This is a genomic window from Pseudomonas sp. AU11447, assembly GCF_001672555.2.
GTDB lineage: Bacteria > Pseudomonadota > Gammaproteobacteria > Pseudomonadales > Pseudomonadaceae > Pseudomonas > Pseudomonas nitroreducens.
The window spans coordinates 48,676-69,882 of record NZ_LZDG02000013.1 but is presented as its reverse complement, the minus strand read 5'-3'; the positions used below and the strand labels follow the sequence as shown (position 1 = coordinate 69,882).

21 protein-coding genes are annotated in these 21,207 nt (G+C 65.9%); 10 read left to right on the top strand and 11 right to left on the bottom strand.

Translation table 11 applies throughout. The features are described 5' to 3' along the window. Nucleotides 1-1,416 carry an acetyl-CoA carboxylase biotin carboxylase subunit gene (locus A6723_RS00380; RefSeq protein ID WP_024766119.1) on the bottom strand — a complete coding sequence of 472 codons (1,416 nt, stop codon included), beginning with the start codon at nucleotides 1,414-1,416 and terminating at the stop codon, nucleotides 1-3. A gap of 239 nt (nucleotides 1,417-1,655) precedes the next feature. Here A6723_RS00380 and A6723_RS00375 point away from each other — a divergent pair, with 239 nt between their 5' ends. After that, nucleotides 1,656-2,591 (top strand): LysR family transcriptional regulator, encoded by a 936-nt coding sequence (locus A6723_RS00375; RefSeq protein ID WP_139092869.1) that lies wholly within the window; start codon nucleotides 1,656-1,658, stop codon nucleotides 2,589-2,591. Here A6723_RS00375 and A6723_RS00370 read toward each other — a convergent pair. After that, nucleotides 2,545-2,760, bottom strand: a complete 216-nt coding sequence (locus tag A6723_RS00370) for a PA3496 family putative envelope integrity protein (RefSeq protein ID WP_024766117.1) — start codon at nucleotides 2,758-2,760, stop codon at nucleotides 2,545-2,547. The two genes, A6723_RS00375 and A6723_RS00370, sit on opposite strands and share 47 nt — an antisense overlap. Nucleotides 2,761-2,991: 231 nt before the next feature. Next, nucleotides 2,992-3,876 carry a transcriptional regulator HexR gene (gene hexR, locus A6723_RS00365; RefSeq protein ID WP_054909661.1) on the bottom strand — a complete coding sequence of 295 codons (885 nt, stop codon included), beginning with the start codon at nucleotides 3,874-3,876 and terminating at the stop codon, nucleotides 2,992-2,994. A 91-nt stretch (nucleotides 3,877-3,967) separates the two neighbouring features. On the opposite strand from hexR, the gene zwf reads away from it, so the two are divergent. Both zwf and yegQ read left to right on the top strand, forming a co-directional pair. Next, complete coding sequence (gene zwf, locus A6723_RS00360) at nucleotides 3,968-5,443, top strand: glucose-6-phosphate dehydrogenase (protein WP_054909662.1); 1,476 nt, start codon at nucleotides 3,968-3,970, stop codon at nucleotides 5,441-5,443. Nucleotides 5,444-5,677: 234 nt separating this feature from the next. Then, nucleotides 5,678-7,081 (top strand): tRNA 5-hydroxyuridine modification protein YegQ, encoded by a 1,404-nt coding sequence (yegQ, locus tag A6723_RS00355; RefSeq protein ID WP_054909663.1) that lies wholly within the window; start codon nucleotides 5,678-5,680, stop codon nucleotides 7,079-7,081. Between the two features lie 134 nt (nucleotides 7,082-7,215). Here the strand turns inward: yegQ and A6723_RS00350 are convergent, their stop codons facing one another. Beyond that, nucleotides 7,216-7,923, bottom strand: a complete 708-nt coding sequence (locus A6723_RS00350) for a DUF3142 domain-containing protein (RefSeq protein ID WP_054909664.1) — start codon at nucleotides 7,921-7,923, stop codon at nucleotides 7,216-7,218. A gap of 5 nt (nucleotides 7,924-7,928) precedes the next feature. Then, the gene (locus A6723_RS00345) at nucleotides 7,929-10,097 is read right to left on the bottom strand and encodes a hypothetical protein (protein ID WP_054909665.1); all 2,169 of its coding nucleotides are present in this window, start codon (nucleotides 10,095-10,097) and stop codon (nucleotides 7,929-7,931) included. Nucleotides 10,098-10,340: 243 nt separating this feature from the next. Here A6723_RS00345 and nirK point away from each other — a divergent pair, with 243 nt between their 5' ends. The 6 genes from nirK to A6723_RS00315 all read left to right on the top strand — a co-directional run bounded on the left by nirK (nucleotide 10,341) and on the right by A6723_RS00315 (nucleotide 14,923). After that, nucleotides 10,341-11,492: a copper-containing nitrite reductase gene (nirK, locus tag A6723_RS00340; RefSeq protein WP_054909666.1), complete on the top strand. Its 1,152-nt coding sequence runs from the start codon at nucleotides 10,341-10,343 to the stop codon at nucleotides 11,490-11,492. Nucleotides 11,493-11,556: 64 nt separating this feature from the next. Next, nucleotides 11,557-12,369 carry an SUMF1/EgtB/PvdO family nonheme iron enzyme gene (locus A6723_RS00335; protein WP_054909667.1) on the top strand — a complete coding sequence of 271 codons (813 nt, stop codon included), beginning with the start codon at nucleotides 11,557-11,559 and terminating at the stop codon, nucleotides 12,367-12,369. A 65-nt stretch (nucleotides 12,370-12,434) separates the two neighbouring features. After that, the gene (locus A6723_RS00330) at nucleotides 12,435-13,163 is read left to right on the top strand and encodes a Crp/Fnr family transcriptional regulator (protein ID WP_054909668.1); all 729 of its coding nucleotides are present in this window, start codon (nucleotides 12,435-12,437) and stop codon (nucleotides 13,161-13,163) included. Between the two features lie 110 nt (nucleotides 13,164-13,273). Further along, nucleotides 13,274-13,945: an iron-sulfur cluster repair protein YtfE gene (gene ytfE, locus A6723_RS00325; protein ID WP_065348177.1), complete on the top strand. Its 672-nt coding sequence runs from the start codon at nucleotides 13,274-13,276 to the stop codon at nucleotides 13,943-13,945. Between the two features lie 108 nt (nucleotides 13,946-14,053). Next, nucleotides 14,054-14,737, top strand: a complete 684-nt coding sequence (locus A6723_RS00320; protein WP_054910304.1) for a Crp/Fnr family transcriptional regulator — start codon at nucleotides 14,054-14,056, stop codon at nucleotides 14,735-14,737. A gap of 3 nt (nucleotides 14,738-14,740) precedes the next feature. After that, nucleotides 14,741-14,923 (top strand): hypothetical protein, encoded by a 183-nt coding sequence (locus tag A6723_RS00315; protein ID WP_054910305.1) that lies wholly within the window; start codon nucleotides 14,741-14,743, stop codon nucleotides 14,921-14,923. Nucleotides 14,924-15,109: 186 nt separating this feature from the next. On the opposite strand, the gene A6723_RS00310 is transcribed toward A6723_RS00315, so the two are convergent. The 6 genes from A6723_RS00310 to A6723_RS00285 all read right to left on the bottom strand — a co-directional run bounded on the left by A6723_RS00310 (nucleotide 15,110) and on the right by A6723_RS00285 (nucleotide 20,622). After that, the gene (locus A6723_RS00310; protein ID WP_054910306.1) at nucleotides 15,110-16,957 is read right to left on the bottom strand and encodes a nitric oxide reductase activation protein NorD; all 1,848 of its coding nucleotides are present in this window, start codon (nucleotides 16,955-16,957) and stop codon (nucleotides 15,110-15,112) included. Between the two features lie 64 nt (nucleotides 16,958-17,021). Continuing rightward, nucleotides 17,022-18,446, bottom strand: coding sequence for a cbb3-type cytochrome c oxidase subunit I (locus tag A6723_RS00305; protein WP_054910307.1), 1,425 nt, complete (start codon nucleotides 18,444-18,446; stop codon nucleotides 17,022-17,024). Nucleotides 18,447-18,448: 2 nt separating this feature from the next. Further along, entirely contained in the window at nucleotides 18,449-18,889 is a 441-nt protein-coding gene (locus A6723_RS00300) for a cytochrome c (RefSeq protein WP_024766105.1), read from the bottom strand. Between the two features lie 113 nt (nucleotides 18,890-19,002). Continuing rightward, entirely contained in the window at nucleotides 19,003-19,251 is a 249-nt protein-coding gene (locus A6723_RS00295) for a cytochrome C oxidase subunit IV family protein (protein WP_256234930.1), read from the bottom strand. Further along, complete coding sequence (locus A6723_RS00290) at nucleotides 19,248-19,841, bottom strand: cytochrome c oxidase subunit 3 (RefSeq protein WP_054910308.1); 594 nt, start codon at nucleotides 19,839-19,841, stop codon at nucleotides 19,248-19,250. The genes A6723_RS00295 and A6723_RS00290 overlap by 4 nt, the downstream gene beginning before the upstream one ends. Next, nucleotides 19,825-20,622, bottom strand: a complete 798-nt coding sequence (locus A6723_RS00285) for a CbbQ/NirQ/NorQ/GpvN family protein (protein ID WP_054910309.1) — start codon at nucleotides 20,620-20,622, stop codon at nucleotides 19,825-19,827. The genes A6723_RS00290 and A6723_RS00285 overlap by 17 nt, the downstream gene beginning before the upstream one ends. Before the next feature lie 200 nt (nucleotides 20,623-20,822). On the opposite strand from A6723_RS00285, the gene A6723_RS00280 reads away from it, so the two are divergent. Beyond that, the gene (locus A6723_RS00280; protein ID WP_054910310.1) at nucleotides 20,823-21,134 is read left to right on the top strand and encodes a c-type cytochrome; all 312 of its coding nucleotides are present in this window, start codon (nucleotides 20,823-20,825) and stop codon (nucleotides 21,132-21,134) included. The last annotated feature ends 73 nt before the right edge of the window (nucleotides 21,135-21,207 follow it).

The window sequence follows — 21,207 nt, the reverse complement described above, 5'->3', positions numbered from 1 at the left end:
TCACAGGCCAGCGTGGGCGGCAATGGCGGTAGCGATGGCGATGGCCAGGTGCGACGGGGTGCGTTTGATGGAGTACTGGGTCAGTTCCGGGTGGCTTTCGACGAAGCTGGTATTGAACTGGCCGTTACGGAATTCCGGGTTCTTGAGGATTTCCTGGTAGTAGGCCGCAGTGGTCTTCACGCCTTGCACGCGCATGTCGTCCAGCGCACGCAGGCCGCGGTCCAGCGCCTCTTCCCAGGTCAGTGCCCAGACCACCAGCTTCAGGCACATCGAGTCGTAGTACGGCGGGATGGTGTAGCCGGTGTAGATCGCCGTGTCGGTGCGCACGCCGGGGCCGCCGGGCGCGTAGTAGCGGGTGATCTTGCCGAAGGACGGCAGGAAGTTGTTCTTCGGGTCTTCGGCGTTGATGCGGAACTGCAACGCGAAGCCGCGGTGAATGATGTCTTCCTGCTTCACGGACAGCGGCAGGCCCGACGCCACGCGAATCTGCTCGCGGACGATGTCGATGCCGGTGATTTCCTCGGTGATGGTGTGTTCCACCTGCACGCGGGTGTTCATCTCCATGAAGTACACCTCGCCATCGGCGAGCAGGAACTCCACGGTGCCGGCGTTCTCGTAGCCCACGGCCTTGGCGGCGCGCACGGACAGGTCGCCGATGTAGGCGCGCTGCTCGGGGGTCAGCTGCGGGCTGGGGGCGATCTCGATGAGCTTCTGGTTGCGGCGCTGGATCGAGCAATCGCGCTCGAACAGGTGCACGGTGTTGCCGAAGGAGTCGGCGAGAATCTGTGCCTCGATGTGCTTGGGATTGACGATGCACTTCTCGAGGAAGACTTCCGCGCTGCCGAAGGCCTTGGTGGCCTCGGAGATCACGCGGGGGAAATTCTGCTCCAGCTCTTCGCGGCTGTTGCAGCGGCGGATACCGCGGCCGCCGCCACCGGAGGTGGCCTTGAGCATCACCGGGTAACCGATACGCTCGGCTTCGGACAAGGCTTCGGCCAGATCGGCGACGTTGCCTTCAGTGCCGGGGGTGCAGGGCACGCCGGCGGCGATCATGCTGCGGCGCGCCTCGGTCTTGTCGCCCATGCGGCGGATGACTTCCGCGGACGGGCCGATGAACTTGATCCCGCGCTCGGCGCAGATATCGGCCAGTTCGGCGTTCTCGGAGAGGAAGCCGTAACCGGGGTGCAGGGCGTCGCAACCGGTTTCCACGGCCAGGTTCACCAGCGCACGCGGGTTGAGGTAACCCGCCAGCGGGTCGGCGCCCAGGCTGTGCGCTTCGTCGGCACGCTTCACATGCAGGGCGTGGCGGTCGGCGTCGGAATAGACGGCCACCGAACGAATGCCCATCTCGGCGCAGGCGCGCACGATCCGGACAGCGATCTCCCCACGGTTGGCGATCAGGATTTTCTTGATCACTGCGGCTTTCCCTCGGCCCGGGCCTTGTGGACCCCGGCGTAAAGACCAATCGGCAGCCCCGTTCAGGCAGCTGGATTCTCTTGTGGATATTCGTGGCCGGAGCGGGTTCCGGCGTGTTTTTACCCTAGCGCGGGAGGGAGGATTAACCAAAATCAATAATTATTGGGGTAGCCATAAAGAATGCTTTATAGTCGCTGGAAAATGTCGCCATCGAGCAGGCTTCTATGCGTAAGTCATTGATGCGTATGACCCTTCGCCAGCTGCAGGTTTTCCGCGCGGTGTGCGAAAGCCGTTCCTACAGCCGCGCCGCCGAGGAAATGGCCCTGACCCAGCCGGCGGTCAGCCTGCAGATCCGCCAGCTCGAAGAACTGGTCGGCCAGCCGCTGTTCGAGTACATCGGCAAGAAGCTCTACCAGACCGATGCCGCCGACGCCCTGCTGCGCGCCACCACCGATATCTTCCAGCGCCTGGAAGTGCTGGACATGAACCTCTCCGACCTCAAGGGTTCGTTGCAGGGCCAGCTGCGCCTGGCGGTGGAATCCAGCGCCAAGTACATCACCCCGCACCTGTTCGCCGCGTTCCACGCGCAGCACCCGGATGTCAGCCTGAACCTCACAGTGGTCAACCGCGCCCAGGTGATCAAGCGCCTGTCGGACAACCGCGACGACCTGGTGATCATGTCCCTGGTGCCGCAGGACATGGCGCTGGAGTTCCTGCCCTTCCTGAACAACCCGATCGTTGCCGTGGCACCGCCGGACCACCCGCTGTGCAACGCCGCGAAGCTTTCGCTGAAGGACCTGGAGCCCTATCCGCTGCTGATCCGCGAGCCCGGCTCGGGTACGCGCAAGGCCTGTGAGGAACACTTCCAGCAGAAACGCGCGCACTTCGCGCAGACGCTGGAATTCGCCTCGCTGGAGGGATCACGGGAAGGGGTATTGGCGGGACTGGGACTGGCGCTGCTGCCGCGCCACGCGGTGAGCCGCGAGCTGCAGTCCGGGCTGCTGCACGAACTGCCGGTGGAGGAGCTGCCGCTCTACCGCAGCTGGTGTCTGGTGCACGCCCGCGGCAAGCGCCTGAGTCCGGTGGCCCAGGCGTTCGTCGCCTTCATCCGTGAAGAGCGGGCGCTGATCAGCCAGCTTGCCGAACGCTTCGCCGGCCCGCCTTCGCCGAAGTGAGGTAGGCGGCGGCGATCAGGTCGGGGTAATCGGAGGTTTCGAGGGCGAGGCGCTGGGCCTCCATGCGGTCCTCGATGGCGCGACGGAACTGCATGCGCCGCTGGTCTTCGAGCTTGCGGCGGGTCTTGCTATCCACTTGGAGCTGGGTGTCGTCGATATGGCGGGGCATCTCGCATCTCCCAAGGCCGAAGGGCTGGAGACGCCAGCATGCTGGGGGCGGATGACCGTTTGACGACGTGGTGGTGAAGCGCCGGTGACGCCGACGGGCGGTCGGCGAGCCGCTACATCGGCCAACCCAGGCGGCGGGCTTTTGTAGGAGCGAGCTTGCTCGCGAACCGCTCAGCCCTGGAACACCCGGCTAGCTCTGTTCGCGAGCAAGCTCGCTCCTACAGGTATGGTCTCAGGACGCCTCTTCCGGGCGCTCCTCGTGGTTCTTCACCACCTTGGGCGACAGGCGCAGGCTACGCAGGCTGCGCTTCACGCTCTTGAGGTGGTTCACCAGGTCCGGGCCGCGGGCCATGGCCACGCCCATCGCCAGCACGTCGATCACCACCAGGTGGGCAATGCGCGAGGTCAGCGGGGTGTAGATATCGGTGTCTTCGTGCACGTCCACCGCCAGGTTCACCGTGGCCAGGTCGGCCAGCGGGGTCTGGCTGGGGCAGAGGGTGATCAGCGTGGCGCCGGCTTCGCGCACCAGATTGGCGGTCACCAGCAGGTCCTTGGAGCGGCCGGACTGGGAGATGCAGATCGCCACGTCCGAAGGCTTGAGGGTCACCGCCGACATGGCCTGCATATGCGGGTCGGAATACGCCGCCGCCGACAGCAGCAGGCGGAAGAACTTGTGCTGGGCATCCGCCGCCACCGCGCCGGAAGCGCCGAAGCCATAGAACTCGACACGCTGGGCATGGGCAATGGCCGCGACGGCGCGCTCCAGGGCATGGGTGTCGAGGTGCTCGCGCACTTCCATCAGCGAGTGCAGGGTGGTGTCGAAGATCTTCAGGCTGAAGTCCGCCACCGAGTCGCTCTCGTTGATCGAGAACTGGCCGAAACTGGCACCGGCGGCCAGGCTCTGCGCCAGCTTGAGCTTGAGGTCCTGGAACCCGCTGCAGCCAATGGCGCGGCAGAAGCGCACGATGGTCGGCTCGCTGACGCCGACGCCATGGGCGAGGTCCGCCATGGAGCTGTGCATGACCGATGCAGGGTCCTGCATCACGTGATCGGCAACCTTGAGCTCCGACTTGCGGAGCAGATGACGCGACTGGGCAATGTGCTGCAAAAGGTTCACAGGGATAGGCTCGGTGATAGTTGTCTGAGAATTATGTAGTCTTGTTGTAGTTATACTACAAAACTACTCGCCAAGCCCAGGGAATAAGTCCTTGAATACGCCCGCCAGCCTTAGTCTTCCCAGTTCCTGCGATATCCTGGTGTTCGGCGGCAGCGGTGACCTGGCGCTGCACAAATTGCTGCCGGCGCTCTACCACCTGCATCGGGAAAACCGCCTGCCGGCCGATACGCGGATCTTCGCCCTCGCCCGCAGCCAGCGTGACAACGCGGCCTACCTCGAACTCGCCGAACGCAACTGCCGGGTCCAGGTGGCGCGCAGCGATTTCTCCGCCGAAGCCTGGCGCAGCTTTGCCCAGCGCCTGCAATACGTGGCGATGGACGCCTCGCAGAGCGCCGACTTCGGTCGTCTGGCCAAGGCACTCAAGCGCAGCGAAGGTCGCGTGCTGGTGCACTACCTGGCCACCGCGCCGAGCCTCTTCGCGCCGATTGCGCAGAACCTGAAGATCGCCGGCCTGGCCGGCCCGCTGGCGCGCATCGTGCTGGAGAAGCCGCTGGGGCATTCGCTGGAGTCGGCGCTGGCGATCAACCAGGCCATCGGCGAGGTGTTCGACGAATCCCGCGTCTTCCGCATCGACCACTACCTGGGCAAGGAGACGGTGCAGAACCTCATGGCCCTGCGCTTCGCCAACACCCTGTTCGAGCCGGTGTGGCGCAACGGTCCCATCGACCACGTGCAGATCACCGTCAGCGAAACCCTCGGCGTGGAAAACCGCGGCGGCTACTACGACCATGCCGGGGCCATGCGCGACATGGTGCAGAACCACCTGCTGCAGTTGCTCTGCCTGGTGACCATGGAAGCGCCGGTGCGCTTCGATGCCGAGGCGGTGCGCAACGAGAAGGTGAAGATCCTCCAGGCGCTCAAGCCGATCACCGGGCAGGACGTGCAGGACAAGACCGTCCGCGGCCAGTACACTGCCGGGCATATTGGCGGGCAGGAAGTGCCGGCCTACTGGTTCGAGAAAAATGTCGACAACGACAGCGATACGGAGACCTTCGTCGCCGTTCAGGCGGCGATCGACAACTGGCGCTGGTCTGGCGTGCCGTTCTACCTGCGCACCGGCAAGCGCATGGCGAAGAAATGCTCGGAGATCGTCATCCAGTTCAAACCGGTCCCCAACAGCCTGATCGGCAACGGTGCCGGCGCGGCCAACCGCCTGTGGATAAGGTTGCAGCCGGAGGAGCGCATCAGCGTGCAGCTGATGGCCAAGGCGCCGGGCAAGGGCATGCAGCTGGAGCCGGTGGAGCTGGACCTCAACCTCGCCCAGGCGTTCAGCACCAACAAGCGCCGCTGGGACGCCTACGAACGCCTGCTGCTGGATGTGATCGAGGGCGACTCCACGCTGTTCATGCGCCGCGACGAGGTGGAAGCGGCCTGGCGCTGGGTCGACCCGATCCTCGCCGGCTGGCACGAGCACTACCAGAGCCCGCGCCCCTATCCGGCCGGCAGCAACGGGCCGGAGCAGGCGCAGACCCTGCTGGAATTGCAGGGGCGCCGCTGGCTGGAATGATCCCCTCCGGACATTGCCGGAAGAACACTCCGTAGGATGGCGTGGAGCGTAGCGATACCCATCATTTTGGCGCGCCGACAGCATGGGTATCGCTACGCTCCACCCATCCTAGAAAGAGCACGTCGGGCCTATCACCACCGGGCGCGGATGCAAAATCCGTTGACCTCGCTCAGCACGCGCAACCCGCGGATTTCCTAGAGTGGCAGCCTTTTTCCCACTACCCGCTGCATTGCCATGTCCCCCACTCCGTTTGCCCCCGAACTGCTTTGCCCCGCCGGCTCGCTGAAGAGCCTGCGCCATGCCTTCGCCTATGGTGCCGACGCCGTCTACGCCGGCCAGCCGCGCTACAGCCTGCGAGTGCGTAACAACGAATTCGACCACGCCAACCTCGCCACCGGCATCAACGAGGCCCATGCGCTGGGCAAGCGCCTGTACGTAGTGGTCAACATCGCGCCGCATAACGCCAAGCTGAAGACTTTCCTGCAAGACGTCGAATCGGTGATCGCCCTGGGCCCGGACGCGCTGATCATGTCCGATCCCGGCCTGATCATGCTGGTTCGCCAGCATTTCCCTGAGGTTGATATCCACCTTTCGGTGCAGGCCAACGCGGTGAACTGGGCCAGCGTGGAGTTCTGGCGCCAGCAGGGGCTCAAGCGGGTAATCCTCTCCCGCGAGCTGTCGCTGGAGGAAATCGGCGAAATCCGCGAGCGCGTGCCGGGGATGGAACTGGAAGTCTTCGTCCACGGCGCGCTGTGCATGGCCTACTCCGGGCGCTGCCTGCTGTCGGGCTACATCAACCGCCGCGACCCCAATCAGGGCACCTGCACCAACGCCTGCCGCTGGGAATACCAGACCCACGCCGCCCATGAGGACGAACTGGGCCACGCCGTGCGCAACGTCGAGCCGACCCTGGGCATCGGCGCGCCGACCAAGGAGATCGTCCTGCTCGAAGAGGCCAACCGCCCCGGCGAGCTGATGGAGGCCTTCGAGGACGAGCACGGCACCTACATCATGAACTCCAAGGACCTGCGCGCCATCCAGCATGTGCAACGTTTGACGCAGATGGGCGTGCATTCGCTGAAGATCGAGGGCCGCACCAAGTCCCACTACTACGTCTCGCGCACGGCCCAGGCCTACCGCAAGGCCATCGACGACGCCGTCGCCGGGCGCGCCTTCGACCTCGGCCTGATGGACACCCTCGAATCCCTGGCCCATCGCGGCTATACCGAGGGCTTCCTGCGCCGCCACGTGCATGACGAGTACCAGAACTACCAGTACGGCCACTCCCTCTCCGAGCGCCAGCAATTCGTCGGCGAGTTCACCGGCGAGCGCCGTCACGGGCTGGCCGAGGTGCGGGTGAAGAACCGCTTTGAAGTGGGCGACAGCGTCGAGCTGATGACCCCGGCCGGCAACCGCACCTTCCGCCTGCATGCGCTGGAGAACACACGAGGCGAATCCATTGGCGTCGCGCCGGGCGATGGGCACGTCGTCTATATCCCGGTGCCAGAGGGGCTGGACCTGGGGTACGCGCTGCTGATGCGCAACCTCAACAGTGGCACCACACGCGATTCGCGCGAGCCGGCAGTGGCTGGTGGTTGCGGGAACGATTGCGGCAAGTGCGGGTGTGGCGGCAACTGATCCACCCACCTGTCGCTATGAACGTAGGATGGCGTGGAGCGCAGCGATACCCATCAATGTCGTGCACCGGGAGCATGGGTATCGCTCCGCTCCACCCATCCTACAAAGAGCGCCCTCTGCCCAGTCCGCCCTGCTCACGGGTTCTGCAGGAACACCACATACCCCCTGAACCACCGGCTCCTGGCCAGGTAGTCCGGCGCCTGCCACTCCCCGTATTGCGCCAGGCCGATGCGGAAGGGCAACTGCAGTCGCGCCACGCGAGGCAGGTAGGCCTGGTAGTTGGGGATGGTCTGGCGGCCCTGGTAGGTCTGCACCACCACTTCGTCCACTACGCCGGCCAGGCGGTTGATGGTGTCCGGTGCGCCATTGCTGCCCCAGTCCATCAGCCCGGTGATGCTCAGCTTGCAGTCCTCAGGCAGGCGCGTGCGCAGGTCCTGGAGGAAGTCGACGTACTCGTGCAGGTAACGCGTGCGGGCATCGAAATCGATTTGCACCCCCACGACCGGATTGCCCGCCGCACGCCAGCGGCGCAGTTGGGACAGCAGGGTGCGGTAGATGCCCTCGTTCCAGCGCAGGGTATGGGCGCGGTAGACCACCCAGACCTCGCCCTGCTTCAGGCGCGGAATGGCAATGCCCTGGGCGATCAGGCGGGCCTGGCCGTCGCGCTGGCGCGGCGCGCTGACCTGCCCCTGCAGTACATAGAGCGTGCGAGCCTGGGCCAGCACCGGTTGCGCGGCGACGCCGCTCCACAGCCAGAAGGCGTCGTGCTCGGCGGCATCCACGCCGGCCGCCGAGGCGTTGCCTGCGAGCAACGCCAGGGCCAGTGCCAGGGCGCGCCGCACAGGGCTTACCAGTAGTACTTCAGCGCCTTCGCCCAGGGCGTGGCGGAGTACTGGCCCTTGAGCGTGCGGAACCATTGCTTGCGCTGCGCCGGGGCAATGTCCTGGCTGCCGCAGCCATTGAAGCCGCTGGGCGCGAAGCAGTTGATGGCGCGGAACAGCGCGTACGCGCGGTCCTCTTCCACCGCCTGCTTGTCGGCGATGACCTTGAGGTAGCCGTCCATGCGCGAGTAGGGCGTGCCGGGGAACAGCGACTCGCCGCCACCCAGTTCGCGCTCGCTGGGCTGGGTGTCGAGCGGGAAGCCGTCCAGGCCGTTGCGCAGGATGAACTCGCCCAGGCAGTTCAGCGCCTTGGGCGGCTGCGGGGATTGCAGCAGTTCGCGGGCGACGTCGACGATCGCCGGGCACTCGTAGCCGCTGTCGTTCTTGCCGCCGGGCCACTGGAACAGCGACAGCGGCATGCTGCCGTAGAGGTAGCCGATGCTGGCGCCCAGCGGCTTGCCGCTACCGTCTGTGGGCAGCAGGGCGAGGTCGTCGATATAGGCCTGGTACTGGCCGTGCAGCAGGTCCTTGTAGAGCAGGGCGAACAGCGCGGTATCGCGCTCTTCCACCGAGACGCTGGTGGATTTCGCCTGCTGGCGCAGCAGTTCGGGCCCCGCGATGTGGCGCAGGAGGATTTCGCGGATGATCGGCGTGCGTACCGGCGAGCCTTCGGCGAACACCTTCACCAGTCGGTCGCTGCGCTCGTAGTTGAAGGCCAGCGCCAGCTCCAGCTGGTCGCGCTGCAGTGGCTGCACCGCCTGCGGCAACAGGCGCAGCCAGAGTTTCTCGGCGGCGATCCAGTCGTTGCCGGCCTCAAGGGCGAAACCGCGCAGGACCTGCTGGCTGAAGGCGAGGTAGTCGAGCCTGGAGGGCAGCTCTTCGGGCAGCGACTTCAGCGCCTCGGTGGGCTTTTCCTCGACGTAGAGCTGGTAGGCCGCCGTCAGGTAGTCATGCAGGCCGGGGTTCTTCGCGAAGAGGTCCTTCTGCGCAGCCAGTCCCGCAGCGTCCAGGGCGCGGGGCTCGCTGGGTTCGTGGTGACGCATCTGCATCAGGTCGAGCACCGCCAGCAGGCGCGCATCGCGCACGTCGGCCGGGTGCGCGGTGACCAGCAGCTTGTTGTCGACCTCCTGCACCAGTTGGGCGAGATCGTCGGCATCCTCGCGGGCGAACAACTCGGCGTACTCGCCGGCCAGCCGGCCTTCATCGCTCATCAGCCAGTAGACACGCCGCGTCAGGCCCTTGGCCGAGGCGCCGTAGCGGCCTTGTGGATAAGCCTTGAGGTAGTCGCCCAGCGCGGATTCGGCCTGGGCGAGGATTTTCTTGTCGACCTTGCGCAGGTCCGGGTAACCCATCTCGTCGAAGGCGTTCTGCTGCGCCTGGTTGAGCAGTGCGCGGGCGACCATGTAGCGCGAGGTTTCCTTCAGCCAGGCCTGGTCGCTGTCCTGCAGGCTTCGGAAGGATTTCAGCGCATCGGCGAAACGGCCGCTGTAGAAGTCTGCCGCACCCTTGAGGTAAGTGCGATAGGCCTTGGCCGGGGCGCTCTGCAGGTCGCCCGGCAGCAGCACGCTGAGCTGGGTTTCGTCCCACTGACAGGCCCCCAGCAGGGTCAGGCGAGCGCGGGCCAGGCCCTGGCGCTCGCCGGCGGTGAGACTGTCGGCCAGCAGCAGCTGGCTGAGGAAGTCCTGGGCGGTGAGCGGATTGTTGCTGCGGCAGCGGCTGCCTTCGCCACTGGCGAAGCTGTCGGCGGAGGACTGCACGGCATCCGCCGGCAGGCCGATGCGCGCGGCAAGATCGGCCAGGGATGCGGTGCTGGTGCTGTCGGTCGCATCTTCCGGTGCCGCGCCGTCGAGCCAGCGTGCCAGCGGGAAAGGCACCTGGCCGTAACCCAGCTGCTGCTCGTCGTCGGTCAGCGCGCGGTTGGGGATGCTGGCCTGGCCGGCGTCGGCCAACAGCAGTTGCAGGTTGACCCGGCTGTCGTTGCCCGGGCTCAGGAAGGGCAGGCTGTTGCACACGTCCAGCGTGTCACGCTTGAGGTTCCAGCTCGGATAACAGGAGTCATCGCTGCTCGCGTGCGCCTCCTGCATGCCGAGGCAACCGGTGATCAGGGCCAGCAGGGTCAGTCCGTACAGACGCATGAATGATCCTTGTCCGTTGGAGCCCGCACGCCGGGCTGGAATTCAGAGCAGGAAGAATCTTACCTCGCCGAGCCCGGTCTTGCCCGCCTGCATGGGGAGAAGACTGTAAACGCGATCTACCGCACAGCAGCACCTGCGACACGTTGTCCAGCTGAATCCTTCTTTGTTCCGGCTCAAAGAAGGAATTTGCCGACAGGGTATTTCTTCTCCAAACGACAGATCGTCGATTATGGAGAATTACCCATGCTTGATCAGGAAGAGATTTCGCTTTCCCGCCGTACCCTGCTGGCCGGCGCCGTGGTCCTTGGCGTCACCGGCAGCATGCTTGGCAGCAGTACGGCAATGGCCGACGGGGAAGCAGCGCCGAAGAACATGGGGCCGGCCGTGGACCTCTCGAAACTGGAGCACGTCCAGGTCGAACTGGTCGCGCCACCCTTCGTCCATGCCCACGAGCAGCGCGCCAAGGGCAAGCCCAAGGTCGTCCAGTTCCGCATGGTGATCGAGGAGAAGAAGCACGTCGTCGACGACGACGGCACCGAGATCCACGCCATGACCTTCAATGGTTCGGTGCCCGGGCCGATGATGGTGGTGCATCAGGACGACTATCTGGAACTCACCCTGGTCAACCCGGCGACCAACACCCTGACCCACAACATCGACTTCCATGCCTCCACCGGCGCCCTGGGCGGCGGCGCGCTGACCATCATCCAGCCCGGCGAGGAAGTGAAACTGCGCTTCCGTGCCACCCGCCCCGGCGTGTTCGTCTACCACTGCGCACCGGGCGGCGCGATGATCCCCTGGCACGTGGTCTCGGGCATGAACGGGGCGATCATGGTGCTGCCGCGCGACGGCCTGAAAGACCGCGACGGCAAGGCGCTGAAGTACGACAAGGTGGTCTATATCGGCGAGCAGGACTTCTACGTCCCGCGCGACAAGGACGGCAATTTCAAGCGCTATGGCACGCCCATGGAAAGCTACAACGACATGCAGCAGGTCATGAAGGGGCTGATTCCCAGCCACGTCGTGTTCAACGGCAAGGTCGGCGCCCTGACCGGCAAGAATGCGCTCAAGGCCAACGTCGGCGAGACCCTGCTGATCGTCCACTCCCAGGCCAACCGCGACACCCGCCCGCACCTGATCGGCGGCCATGGCGATCATGTCTGGGCCAGCGGCAAGTTCCACAATCCGCCGGAAGAAGACCTGGAAACCTGGTTCATCCCGGGCGGTGCAGCCGGCGCGGCGCTGTACACCTTCCTGCAGCCTGGCCTGTACACCTACCTCAACCACAACCTCATCGAAGCGGTGCTGCTGGGCGCCGCGGCGCACATCCAGGTCGAAGGCCAATGGAACAACGACCTGATGAGCCAGATCCAGCCGCCAACTGCGATCAAGTAAGCCCGAGGCCGGCCCCTGTGGGCCGGCCCTTTCCCAGTAAACGATACCGGCGACCGGGCAGACCATGCGCAAGACCATCCTGATCGGCGTACCCGTCGCGCTGCTGCTGGGCGGGGCATTCCTCCTCCTGCGGCCGCAGTACGCACCGGAACTCGCACCGCAAACCGTGAGACTCGAACCCCGCGACTTCGACTTCCGTCCGGCGGGCGACTACTGGCTGGAAAAACAGGCAGTGGACGCGCCTTCGCGGCGAGAACACCTCGCCCCGCGATTCGAAGTCATGAAATTCCAGGTCAGCCAGGGCGAGTACGCCCGCTGCGTGGCCGAAGGCGATTGCCTGGCACTGGACAACAGCGCTCCCCGCGACGACCTGCCTCTCACCGGCGCCAGCCTGCTCGATGCGCAGCTCTATGCCGACTGGCTGTCCAAACGCACCGGCCAGCAATGGCGCCTGCCGACCGACCGCGAGTGGGCCTTCTTCGCCGGCTCGCGCTGGGCCGACGATGCCCTGCGCATCGATGACGACGATGGCAGCAACCCGGCCCGGCGCTGGCTGGCGCGCTACCGGCTGGAAGCGGAGGCCCGCACCAGCGCTTCGGCGCTGCCGCTGGCGCGCGGCGATCACGGGCTCAACGAATACGGGGTGGCCGACCTGGGCGGCAATGTCTGGGAATGGACCCAGAGCTGCCACCAGCGGGTCAACCTCGACGTCCGGGGTGCCCAGACCGAACGCGCCGAGTACTGCTCGATCCGCATTGCCGAAGGCCGCCACCGGGCGGCGATCAACGATTTCGTCCGCGATGCCCGCGGTGGCGGCTGCAGCGCCGGGCAACCACCGGACAACCTCGGTTTCCGCCTGGTCAGGGACATCCCTTGATTCCCCTCAAGTCCTGCCACGGCCCTTAGCCGGTATGCTGCGGCGAACTGACGGGAATCATCGCCGTGACCGCCAATCTCTCGCTCCACCGCGCCTGGCTGGGCAGCTTGCCGCCCTTCGCCAACAGCAGCCGCGAGGAACAGGACGACATCCTCCGCCAGGCCAGCATCCTGCGCCTGATCAGCGGCGCGGCCGTGTTCGAGCAGGGCGCGCCGGCGAGCAACTTCTACCTGCTGGTGCACGGCCGCCTGAAGGCCACCCAGCTCACCGGCGATGGCCAGCGCGTGCTGGTGCGGGTGGTCAATCCTGGCGATCTGTTCGGCTTCGTGCGCGCCCTGGGCCTTAGCTGTTACCCCGCGACCGCCACCGCCAGCCAGGACAGCCTCGTGCTGGCCTGGCCCACCAGCCAGTGGGAACCGTTGCTGGCGCGCCACCCCGGTTTCGCCCTGAACACCGTCCAGGCCATCGGCGAGCGCCTGCAGGAAGCCCACGTACGCTTCTGCGAGCTGGCCACCGAAGAGGTCGAACGGCGCGTCGCGCATACCGTGCTGCGCCTGGTGCAGCAGTCCGGCCGAGCGGAAGCCGACGGCATCCGCATCGATTTCCCGGTCACCCGCCAGGACATCGCCGAGATGACCGGCACCACCCTGCACACCGTCTCGCGCATCCTCAGCGCCTGGGAAGAACGCGGCCTGGTGCGCGGTGGCCGGCAGAAACTGCTGGTGTGCAACCCGCAGCAACTGATGCGGGTGGCCAGCGGCGACGAGCGGGAAGTGCTGGTCGAGGGCCCTTGACTGCAATCAAGGAGCGCGACGCGCCCCCTTCCCTAGACTGGCCGCCTCCTTGCCAAGATTGACGGCCACGACGACTGCGGCCGCCGTGCTCACTCCACCCGAGGCCCGCCATGACCGAAACCCTCACCGAACGCACCCTGAGCGACCTGGCCTTCAGCCTGCCGGGCAGCTGTGCGCTGTTCCACGACTACAAGCTCGACTTCTGCTGCGCCGGCCAGCGCAGCCTGGGCGAGGCCGCCAGCGAGCAGGGCCTGGACGCCCAGCGCATCGCCGAAGAACTGCAGGCGCTGCCGCCGGCCAATGATCAGACCGACTGGCGCCTGACCAGCAACGACCAGCTCATCGACCACATCCTCGAGCGTTACCACAAGGTCCACCGTGAGCAATTGCCGGCGCTGATCCCGCTGGCCGAACGGGTGGAGAAGACCCACGCCGCGCACCCGCAGTGCCCCACCGGCCTGACGGCGCACCTGAAGACCATCCAGGAAGAGCTGGAATGGCACATGTGCAAGGAGGAGAGCGTGCTCTTCCCCTGGCTGCGCCAGGGCATCCCGCTGTCCCACGTGCAAGGCCCGATCGGCGTGATGCGCCATGAGCACGACGAGCACTCGCAATCCCTCGCCGTGCTGGCCGACCTGACCGACGACCTCACCGTGCCAGCGGACGGCTGCAACAGCTGGCGGCGTCTCTACAGTGGCCTGGAAGAGCTGCGTCGCGACCTGATGCAGCACATCCACCTGGAGAACAACCTGCTGTTCCTCGGCGCCAACCACCCGGCCTGAGCGCCGGACCGGGAGCCAGGAGGGCGACCAGTGACAGCTTGTCTCACCACGCTGCCCGGCGGCATCGCACATACTGGCGGGATTGTCCCCGCCCAGGAGCGCCCCGCCATGCAAGCGCATCGCGTCCACCACCAGATTCTGTGCGGCCACCACCTGTTCAACGTGCTCAACGAGGAACAGCTGGAGCAGTTGCTCGCCACCAGCACGCTGCTCAACCTGGAGAAGGGCGACAAGCTGTTCCTCCAGGGCGAGCCGGCCCATGCCTTCTACTTCGTGATTTCCGGGGCGGTGAAAATCTACCGCCTGACACCAGAGGGCCAGGAGAAGGTGCTGGAGGTGGTCGGCAGCCGGCAGACCTTCGCCGAAGCCATGATGCTGATGGACACCCCCGACTACGTGGCCTCGGCCCAGGCGCTGGAGCCCACGCAGGTCTACCGCTTCGCCAACCGCACCTACATGGAGCTGCTGCACAGCAACCCGCAGCTGCCCTTCTCCCTGCTCGCCACCCTCTGCGTACGCCTGCACCGGCGGATCAACGAGATCGAAACGCTGTCGCTGAAGAACTCCACCCACCGCGTGGTGCGCTACCTGATCACCCAGCTCAATCGCCAGGGCAGCGAAGGCAACCGCTTCGAGCTGCCGATGGCCAAGCAACTGGTGGCCGGGCACCTGTCGATCCAGCCGGAAACCTTCTCCCGCGTGCTGCGGCGGCTGATCGACGAAAAGATCATCGACCTCGACGGGCGCAACGTGCAGGTACTCGACGTCGCGCGGCTGGAACAGTTCGAGTAGGCCATGCGCCAGTGCCTGTATTGCCAGCACGAGAGCCCCGAGGACGCTGCCGATTGCCCGCAGTGCGGGATGCCTCTGCCGCTTGATCAGGAACTGGCAAAGCAGCGCCGGCTGAAGCGCTTCGCCTGGTACTGCGCGATGCTCGCGGTGTTCTGCGCGATGATGATGGTCTGGTTGCCGCGCTGAGCCCAATACCCGAATCCCTGTAGGAGCGAGCTTGCTCGCGAACCGAATCCCTCAGCGGGGCCAGGTTCGCGAGCAAGCTCGCTCCTACAGAATGCCCCATCAGCTTCGTAGGGCGCATAACGCCCAGGCGTTATCCGCCGTGGCGGATGAAGCGTTCCGCTTCATTCGCCCTACATTCCTTGCTGGTCATCCCTGGCGACGGGTGAGCTGCCGATACAGCTGCGGCAACTGCACCGGCAGCTGCGCCGGGTCGTTGAGCAGCAGGTAGCCCTGGCTGCCGAACAGGTGCGGCAGGTAATCCGCGGCCTCGCGATCGATGGTGATGCAGAACGGCACCAGTCCGGCGCGACGGGCTTCCAGCACCGCCTGGCGGGTGTCCTCGACGCCATAGCGCCCCTCATACAAATCCAGGTCGTTGGGCTTGCCGTCGGTGAGGATCAGCAGCACGCGCTGGCGTTCCTTGCGCTCCAGCAATAACTGCGTGGCCCGGCGGATCGCCGCGCCCATGCGTGTGTAATAGCCAGGACGCAGCGCGCGGATGCGCCCGCGCACGGTGTCGTTGTGGCGCTCGTCGAAGGTCTTCAGCTGGGTCAGGCGCACCTGCTGCCGGCGCAGTGAGGAGAACCCGTACAGGGCGAAACGATCGCCCACTGCCTGCAGCGCCTCGCCGAAGAGCAACAGGCTGTCGCTGATCAGGTCGATGACGCGGTGGTCGTTGTCGATGTGCGCGTCGGTGGACATCGACAGGTCCGCCAGCAGCAGACACGCCAGGTCGCGGCGGGTCTGCCGACGCTCAAGAAACAACCCCGGCTCGCTGCAAGCACCCAAGCGTCGTTCGACGCTGAAATCCAGCCAGGCCTCCAGATCCAGTTCGGCGCCCTGGGGTTGCCGACGCAGCCACTGCGGCTGCTGGCGCAGACTTTCGAATTGCCGGCGCAGCCGCCGCGCGATGGGCGCCAGGGCATCCGGCAGCGGCGCCGGCACGGCATCGCGAGGCAGCATCGGCTGCAGGCAGACGTGGTCTTCGATCAGTTGCTGACGCCGGTAATCCCATTCCGGCAGGCGGAAACCCTCGCCCAGCGGCACGTCGTCGAAGTCGGCGGCGGGCAAATCGAGATCGAGCTTCAACCCGCCGCCCTTCTTCTGCCGTTGCCGGGACAGGCTCAGGTGATCGAGGTCGTCGGCAACCTTCGCCGCATCGAGGTCTTCGCTGTCGTCACCAGCGCGATCCAGCTCGATGTGCTCGGACCAGCTGAACAGGTTCTCCAGTCGGAACAGCAGCAGCCCGCCACGGCCGGGGTCCTGTTCGACACGCTCGGCACGCTTGCGCGCCAGGCCCTTGGCTTCGCTGTGGGCGGAGCGGCCCTGCTCGTCGCCTTCAATCAGCTCGGTGTGCTGCGGCGCGGCCAGGCGCTGCGGCGGGTAGAGCCACAGCGGCACCGGCCAGGGCGCCTTTTCACTTCGAGGCAGACGTTCGATGCTGCCCGGATCGCGCAGCGCCTGTTGCAGCGCCAGCTCCAGCTCGGCTTCGGCAGGCGGCAGCGTGCCGAGATCGGGCCGCAGGCTGAGCAGGGCGCTCACCAGACGCTGATAGCGCGGGCGCAGCAGTGGGTAACGCTCCAGCACCGTTCGCGTCCAGGCCTGGTTATCACGGGCCCAGTGGCGCATCGGCTGGCTGTGGGCGGCGAGCAGCGCCAGCCAGCGGTAGAGTTCGCGGTTCAGCTCGGCGTCGGGGAACACCGCCAGTTGCGCGGGCAGGCGCAGGGAATCGGCGTCGAACCAGGCCACCGGCAATTGCTGGCAGGTCCCGGCAACCTGTTGCAGCAGGCTGCGGCGTACCAGCAGCTCACGGGCACTGGCCGCCTCCACGCCGACCCCGGCTTCGCCGCCGGTGCCACGGAACAGCAGCAGCAGGCTGCGCCGCACCTCCTCCAGGGCCACTGCCGCCTCTTCGAACTCCGGGCTGGCGCGGCGGGTGATGAAGCGGTGCCAGGCGCGGCCGAAGCCTTCTTCGATTTCGAGGTGGATGGTCATGACGCCCCCTGCAGAACGAAAAAGGCCCGCCGCAAAGCGGACGGGCCCGGGATGACGAGATCGATCAGCCCACCTGTGCCACGCCGGAAGCGACAGCCATACGACCGCGCTGACGGAAGCTAAGCAGGTAGCAGATCAGCCCGATGAAGAAGCCCACACCGGAGTACAGGCGCAGCCAGAAGAAGATCTTCAGCTGCTCGACCGTGGCCATGAACGGCATGGCAGCGCCATCGGCTGGCATGCGCTGCAGCCAGACCTGGACGATGCCGGCGGCGGTGAGCATCAGGGTGATCAGCAGCATGGAGATGGTCATCAGCCAGAAGCCCCAGATCTCCAGGCTCTGCGCACGGGCGTCAGGCGCCTCGCCGATGCCCCGCAGGCGCGGCATGGCGTAGCTGATCATGGTCATCACGATCATCGCGTAGGCGCCGTAGAAGGCCAGGTGCCCGTGGGCGGCGGTGAGCTGCGAACCGTGGGTGTAGAAGTTCACCGGGGCCAGGGTGTGCAGGAAGCCCCACACGCCGGCACCGAGGAAGGCGGTTACGGTGGTGCCCAGCGCCCACAGTGCGGCGGCCTTGTTCGGGTGCTCGCGACGGCGGCGGTTCACCATGTTGAAGGCGAACAGCACCATGGCGAAGAACGGCAGCGGCTCCAGTGCCGAGAAGATCGAGCCCAGCCACAGCCAGACCTGCGGCGCGCCGATCCAGAAGAAGTGGTGGCCGGTGCCGATGATGCCGGTGATCAGGGCCATGGCGATGATCACGTAGAGCCATTTCTCCACGACTTCGCGGTCGACGCCGGTGATCTTGATCAGCACGAAGGCCAGCATCGCGCCCATGATCAGTTCCCACACGCCTTCCACCCACAGGTGCACGACCCACCACCAGTAGTACTTGTCGCGCGACAGGTTCTCCGGGTTGTAGAAGGAGAACAGGAAGAACACCGCCAGGCCCACCAGGCCGGTCATCATCACCACGCTGACGGCGGTCTTGCGGCCTTTGAGCATGGTCATGCCGATGTTGAAGAGGAAGCCCAGCGCCACAACCACGATGCCCATCTTGGTGATGGTCGGCTGTTCGAGGAACTCCCGGCCCATGGTCGGCAGCAACTCGTTGTGGGTCAGCCTGGCGAGACCCGCGTACGGCACGAACAGATAGCCGAGGATGGTCAGCACGCCGGCGACGGCGAAGACCCAGAACAGCACGATGGCCAGTTTCGGGCTGTACAGCTCGCGGTCGGCCTCCTCGGGGATCAGGTAGTAGGCCGCACCCATGAAGGCGAACAGCAGCCAGACGATCAGCAGGTTGGTGTGCACCATCCGTGCGACGTTGAACGGGATGGCCGGGAACAGGAAGTCACCGACCACGTACTGCATGCCCATGATCAGGCCGAAGACGATCTGCCCGACAAAGAGCATCAGGGCGAACACGAAGTACGGCTTGGCCACCGACTGCGAGGCGAATTTCAGATAGGGATTGCCCGGGGTCATGCTCAACCCTCCTTGTTCGGCGGCCATTTGTTGGTGTCGATCTTCGAGGTCCACAGCAGGAACGCCGCGAGATCGGTGACCTCCTGGTCGCTCAGGTGGAACTGCGGCATCTGCCGGCGGCCGGGGACGCCCAGCGGCTGCATCTTCATCCAGGCCGCGAGGAAGGAGCCGAAGGCGGCGTCGCCGCCGCGGCGGATCGCGACGTTGCCCAACTCCGGCGCAAAGTAGGCGCCTTCACCGAGGATGGAGTGGCAACCCACGCAGTTGTTCTGTTCCCACACCAGCTTGCCGCGCACCACCGACTCGGTGAGCTCACTCTCGTTGGTGCGCTTGGGGAAGGTGGTTTCGGTGTGATAGGTCAGCGCGAGGAACACCAGGAAGAAGAAAACGCCTCCTCCCAGGTAGATGTTCCTCGCCATCCCTTTGGTAAATGTCTCTGACATGGGGCCCTCCTAGGTCACGGTCGGGGCCATTGTAGAAACCGTCCGTGGCCGCCTCGCTTGATGGCAATCAAGAAAGACCAATGCTTCTAGTCGGGTATTTTTCCTACATGAAATCAGTGAGTTGCATGTAGGACGAGGATCACCCCGGTGACCACCAGCGGCCAGCCAAGGAGCAGCGATTGCCACAGCCGCGGCCCATGACCAAGTTCCATGAAACGCAGCACGATGAGCCATGCCTTGCCCAGGCCCAGCAGCAGGATCACCGCCACCGGCAACAGGGCATCGGGCGCGTGGTGACCGAGCCAGACGGCGGCAACGGACATCGGCAGCATCAGCAACCAGGCAAGCAGCAGCGTGTTCACGGGCCAGGCGCCAGCACGTAGACCAGCGGGAACAGCACCACCCAGACCAGGTCGACCATGTGCCAATACAGCGCGCCGGACTCCAGCCCACCCAGGGCATCGCCGCGGTAGGCGCCGCGCAGGCAGCGCAAGGTCATCCAGCCGAGGATCACCAGCCCCAGCAGCACGTGCAGGAAGTGGAAGCCGGTGATCAGCCAGAACAGGGTGAAGAAGGTGCTGTATTCCAGGTCCAGCCCCTGCGCGGCGAGGTGATGGTATTCGCCGGACTTGAGCACTACGTGGACCAGCCCCAGCAACACGGCAACCCCCAGCAGTGCAGCCGCACGCCGCTGCCGGCCGTGGCGCACCTGCTCCACCGCCAGCGCTGCGCAGAAGCCGGCGGTAAGCAGTGTCAGGGTCAGCGCCAGGGCGGTGGACAGGTCAAGCTGCGCACGGCCGGCACGGAAACCTTCTACGTCCAGGTACTGGGCCACGGCGAAGACGATGATGAGGATGGCGAAGACGGTCAGCTCGGCGAGGATGAACAACCACATCGCCAGGTCGCCCGGCAGGTGCCGGGCATCGAGTGTCGCGTCAGGCGAAGTGGACATCGACCAGGTCCATCAGCGCGGCGACCGTGGCCTCGTCGTCCGACAACGGCTCGGCTAGCCCGGCGCGGCAGGCATCGCGGGGCGCCACGCCGGCGTTGAGCAGCCGCGCGGTAAGCACCAGCAAGCGTGTCGAGCAGACTTCCTCCAGCTCCTGCCGGCCCAGCCGGCGCAGGGCCACGCCCAGCTGCGTCAGGCGTTGCGCCAGTTCCGGCGCGACCCCGGCCTCGCGGACGATGATCGCAGTCTCCGCTTCCGGCGCCGGATAGTCGAAGCGCAGGGCGACGAAGCGCTGGCGGGTGCTGGGTTTCATGCCCTTGAGCAGGTTCTGGTAGCCGGGGTTGTAGGACACCACCAGCATGAAGCCGGGGGGCGCCACCAGGGATTCACCGGTGCGCTCGATGAACAGTTCGCGGCGATCGTCCGCCAGCGGGTGCAGCACGACCACGGTGTCCTGCCGCGCCTCCACCACTTCGTCGAGGTAGCAGATGCCGCCTTCGCGCACCGCGCGGGTCAGCGGGCCGTCCTGCCACCAGGTGCCGTCGCTGCCGATCAGGTGGCGGCCGACCAGGTCCGCTGCCGACAGGTCGTCGTGGCAGGCCACGGTGTACAGCGGCAGGTTCAGGCGCTGCGCCATGTGCTGGACGAAGCGGGTCTTGCCGCAGCCGGTCGGGCCCTTGATCAGCACCGGCATGCCCTGCGCGGACGCCTGCGTGAACAGCGCCACCTCGTTGCCGGTCGGCTGGTAGAAGAGCGGCGGATCGTTCTGCGCGGGGGCGTTCATGGCGGGCGAGTCTCGGTTGGCAGTTGTCGGCTCGCACGCTAGCCAGCGCGGCGCAATGCCTCAAGCACGGCGCGGGAACTTCTTGATTGGCATCAAGCGGAAGCCGCAGGGGCCGCTCCTAGAATCGCCACAGACGCCGGGCGGGAAGCCGGCGAAAACGATCGGCGCCTCGAAGCGCCAGCCTGTGAGGAGAAGCGTTCATGAACAAAGCCCTGGTAGCCCTGCTGTTCGGCGGCCTGCTGGTCCAGACAACCGCGATGGCCAGCACCGGCGAGGAGCTGTTCAAGGCGAAGGCTTGCGTGGCCTGCCATTCGGTCGACAAGAAGCTCGTCGGCCCCGCTTTCCATGACGTTGCCGCCAAGTACGGTCCACAGGCCGACGGCGTTGCCCACATCACCAACAGCATCAAGACCGGCAGCAAAGGCAACTGGGGCCCGATCCCGATGCCCGCCAACGCCGTGAGCCCGGAAGAAGCCAAGACCCTGGCCGAGTGGATCGTCACCCTCAAGTGACCCGTTGCGTGAGATCGGCGCCCACCGCCTTCTGACGCAGTTCCGCCCGACCGGGCGATGGAGGAAGGAGGCC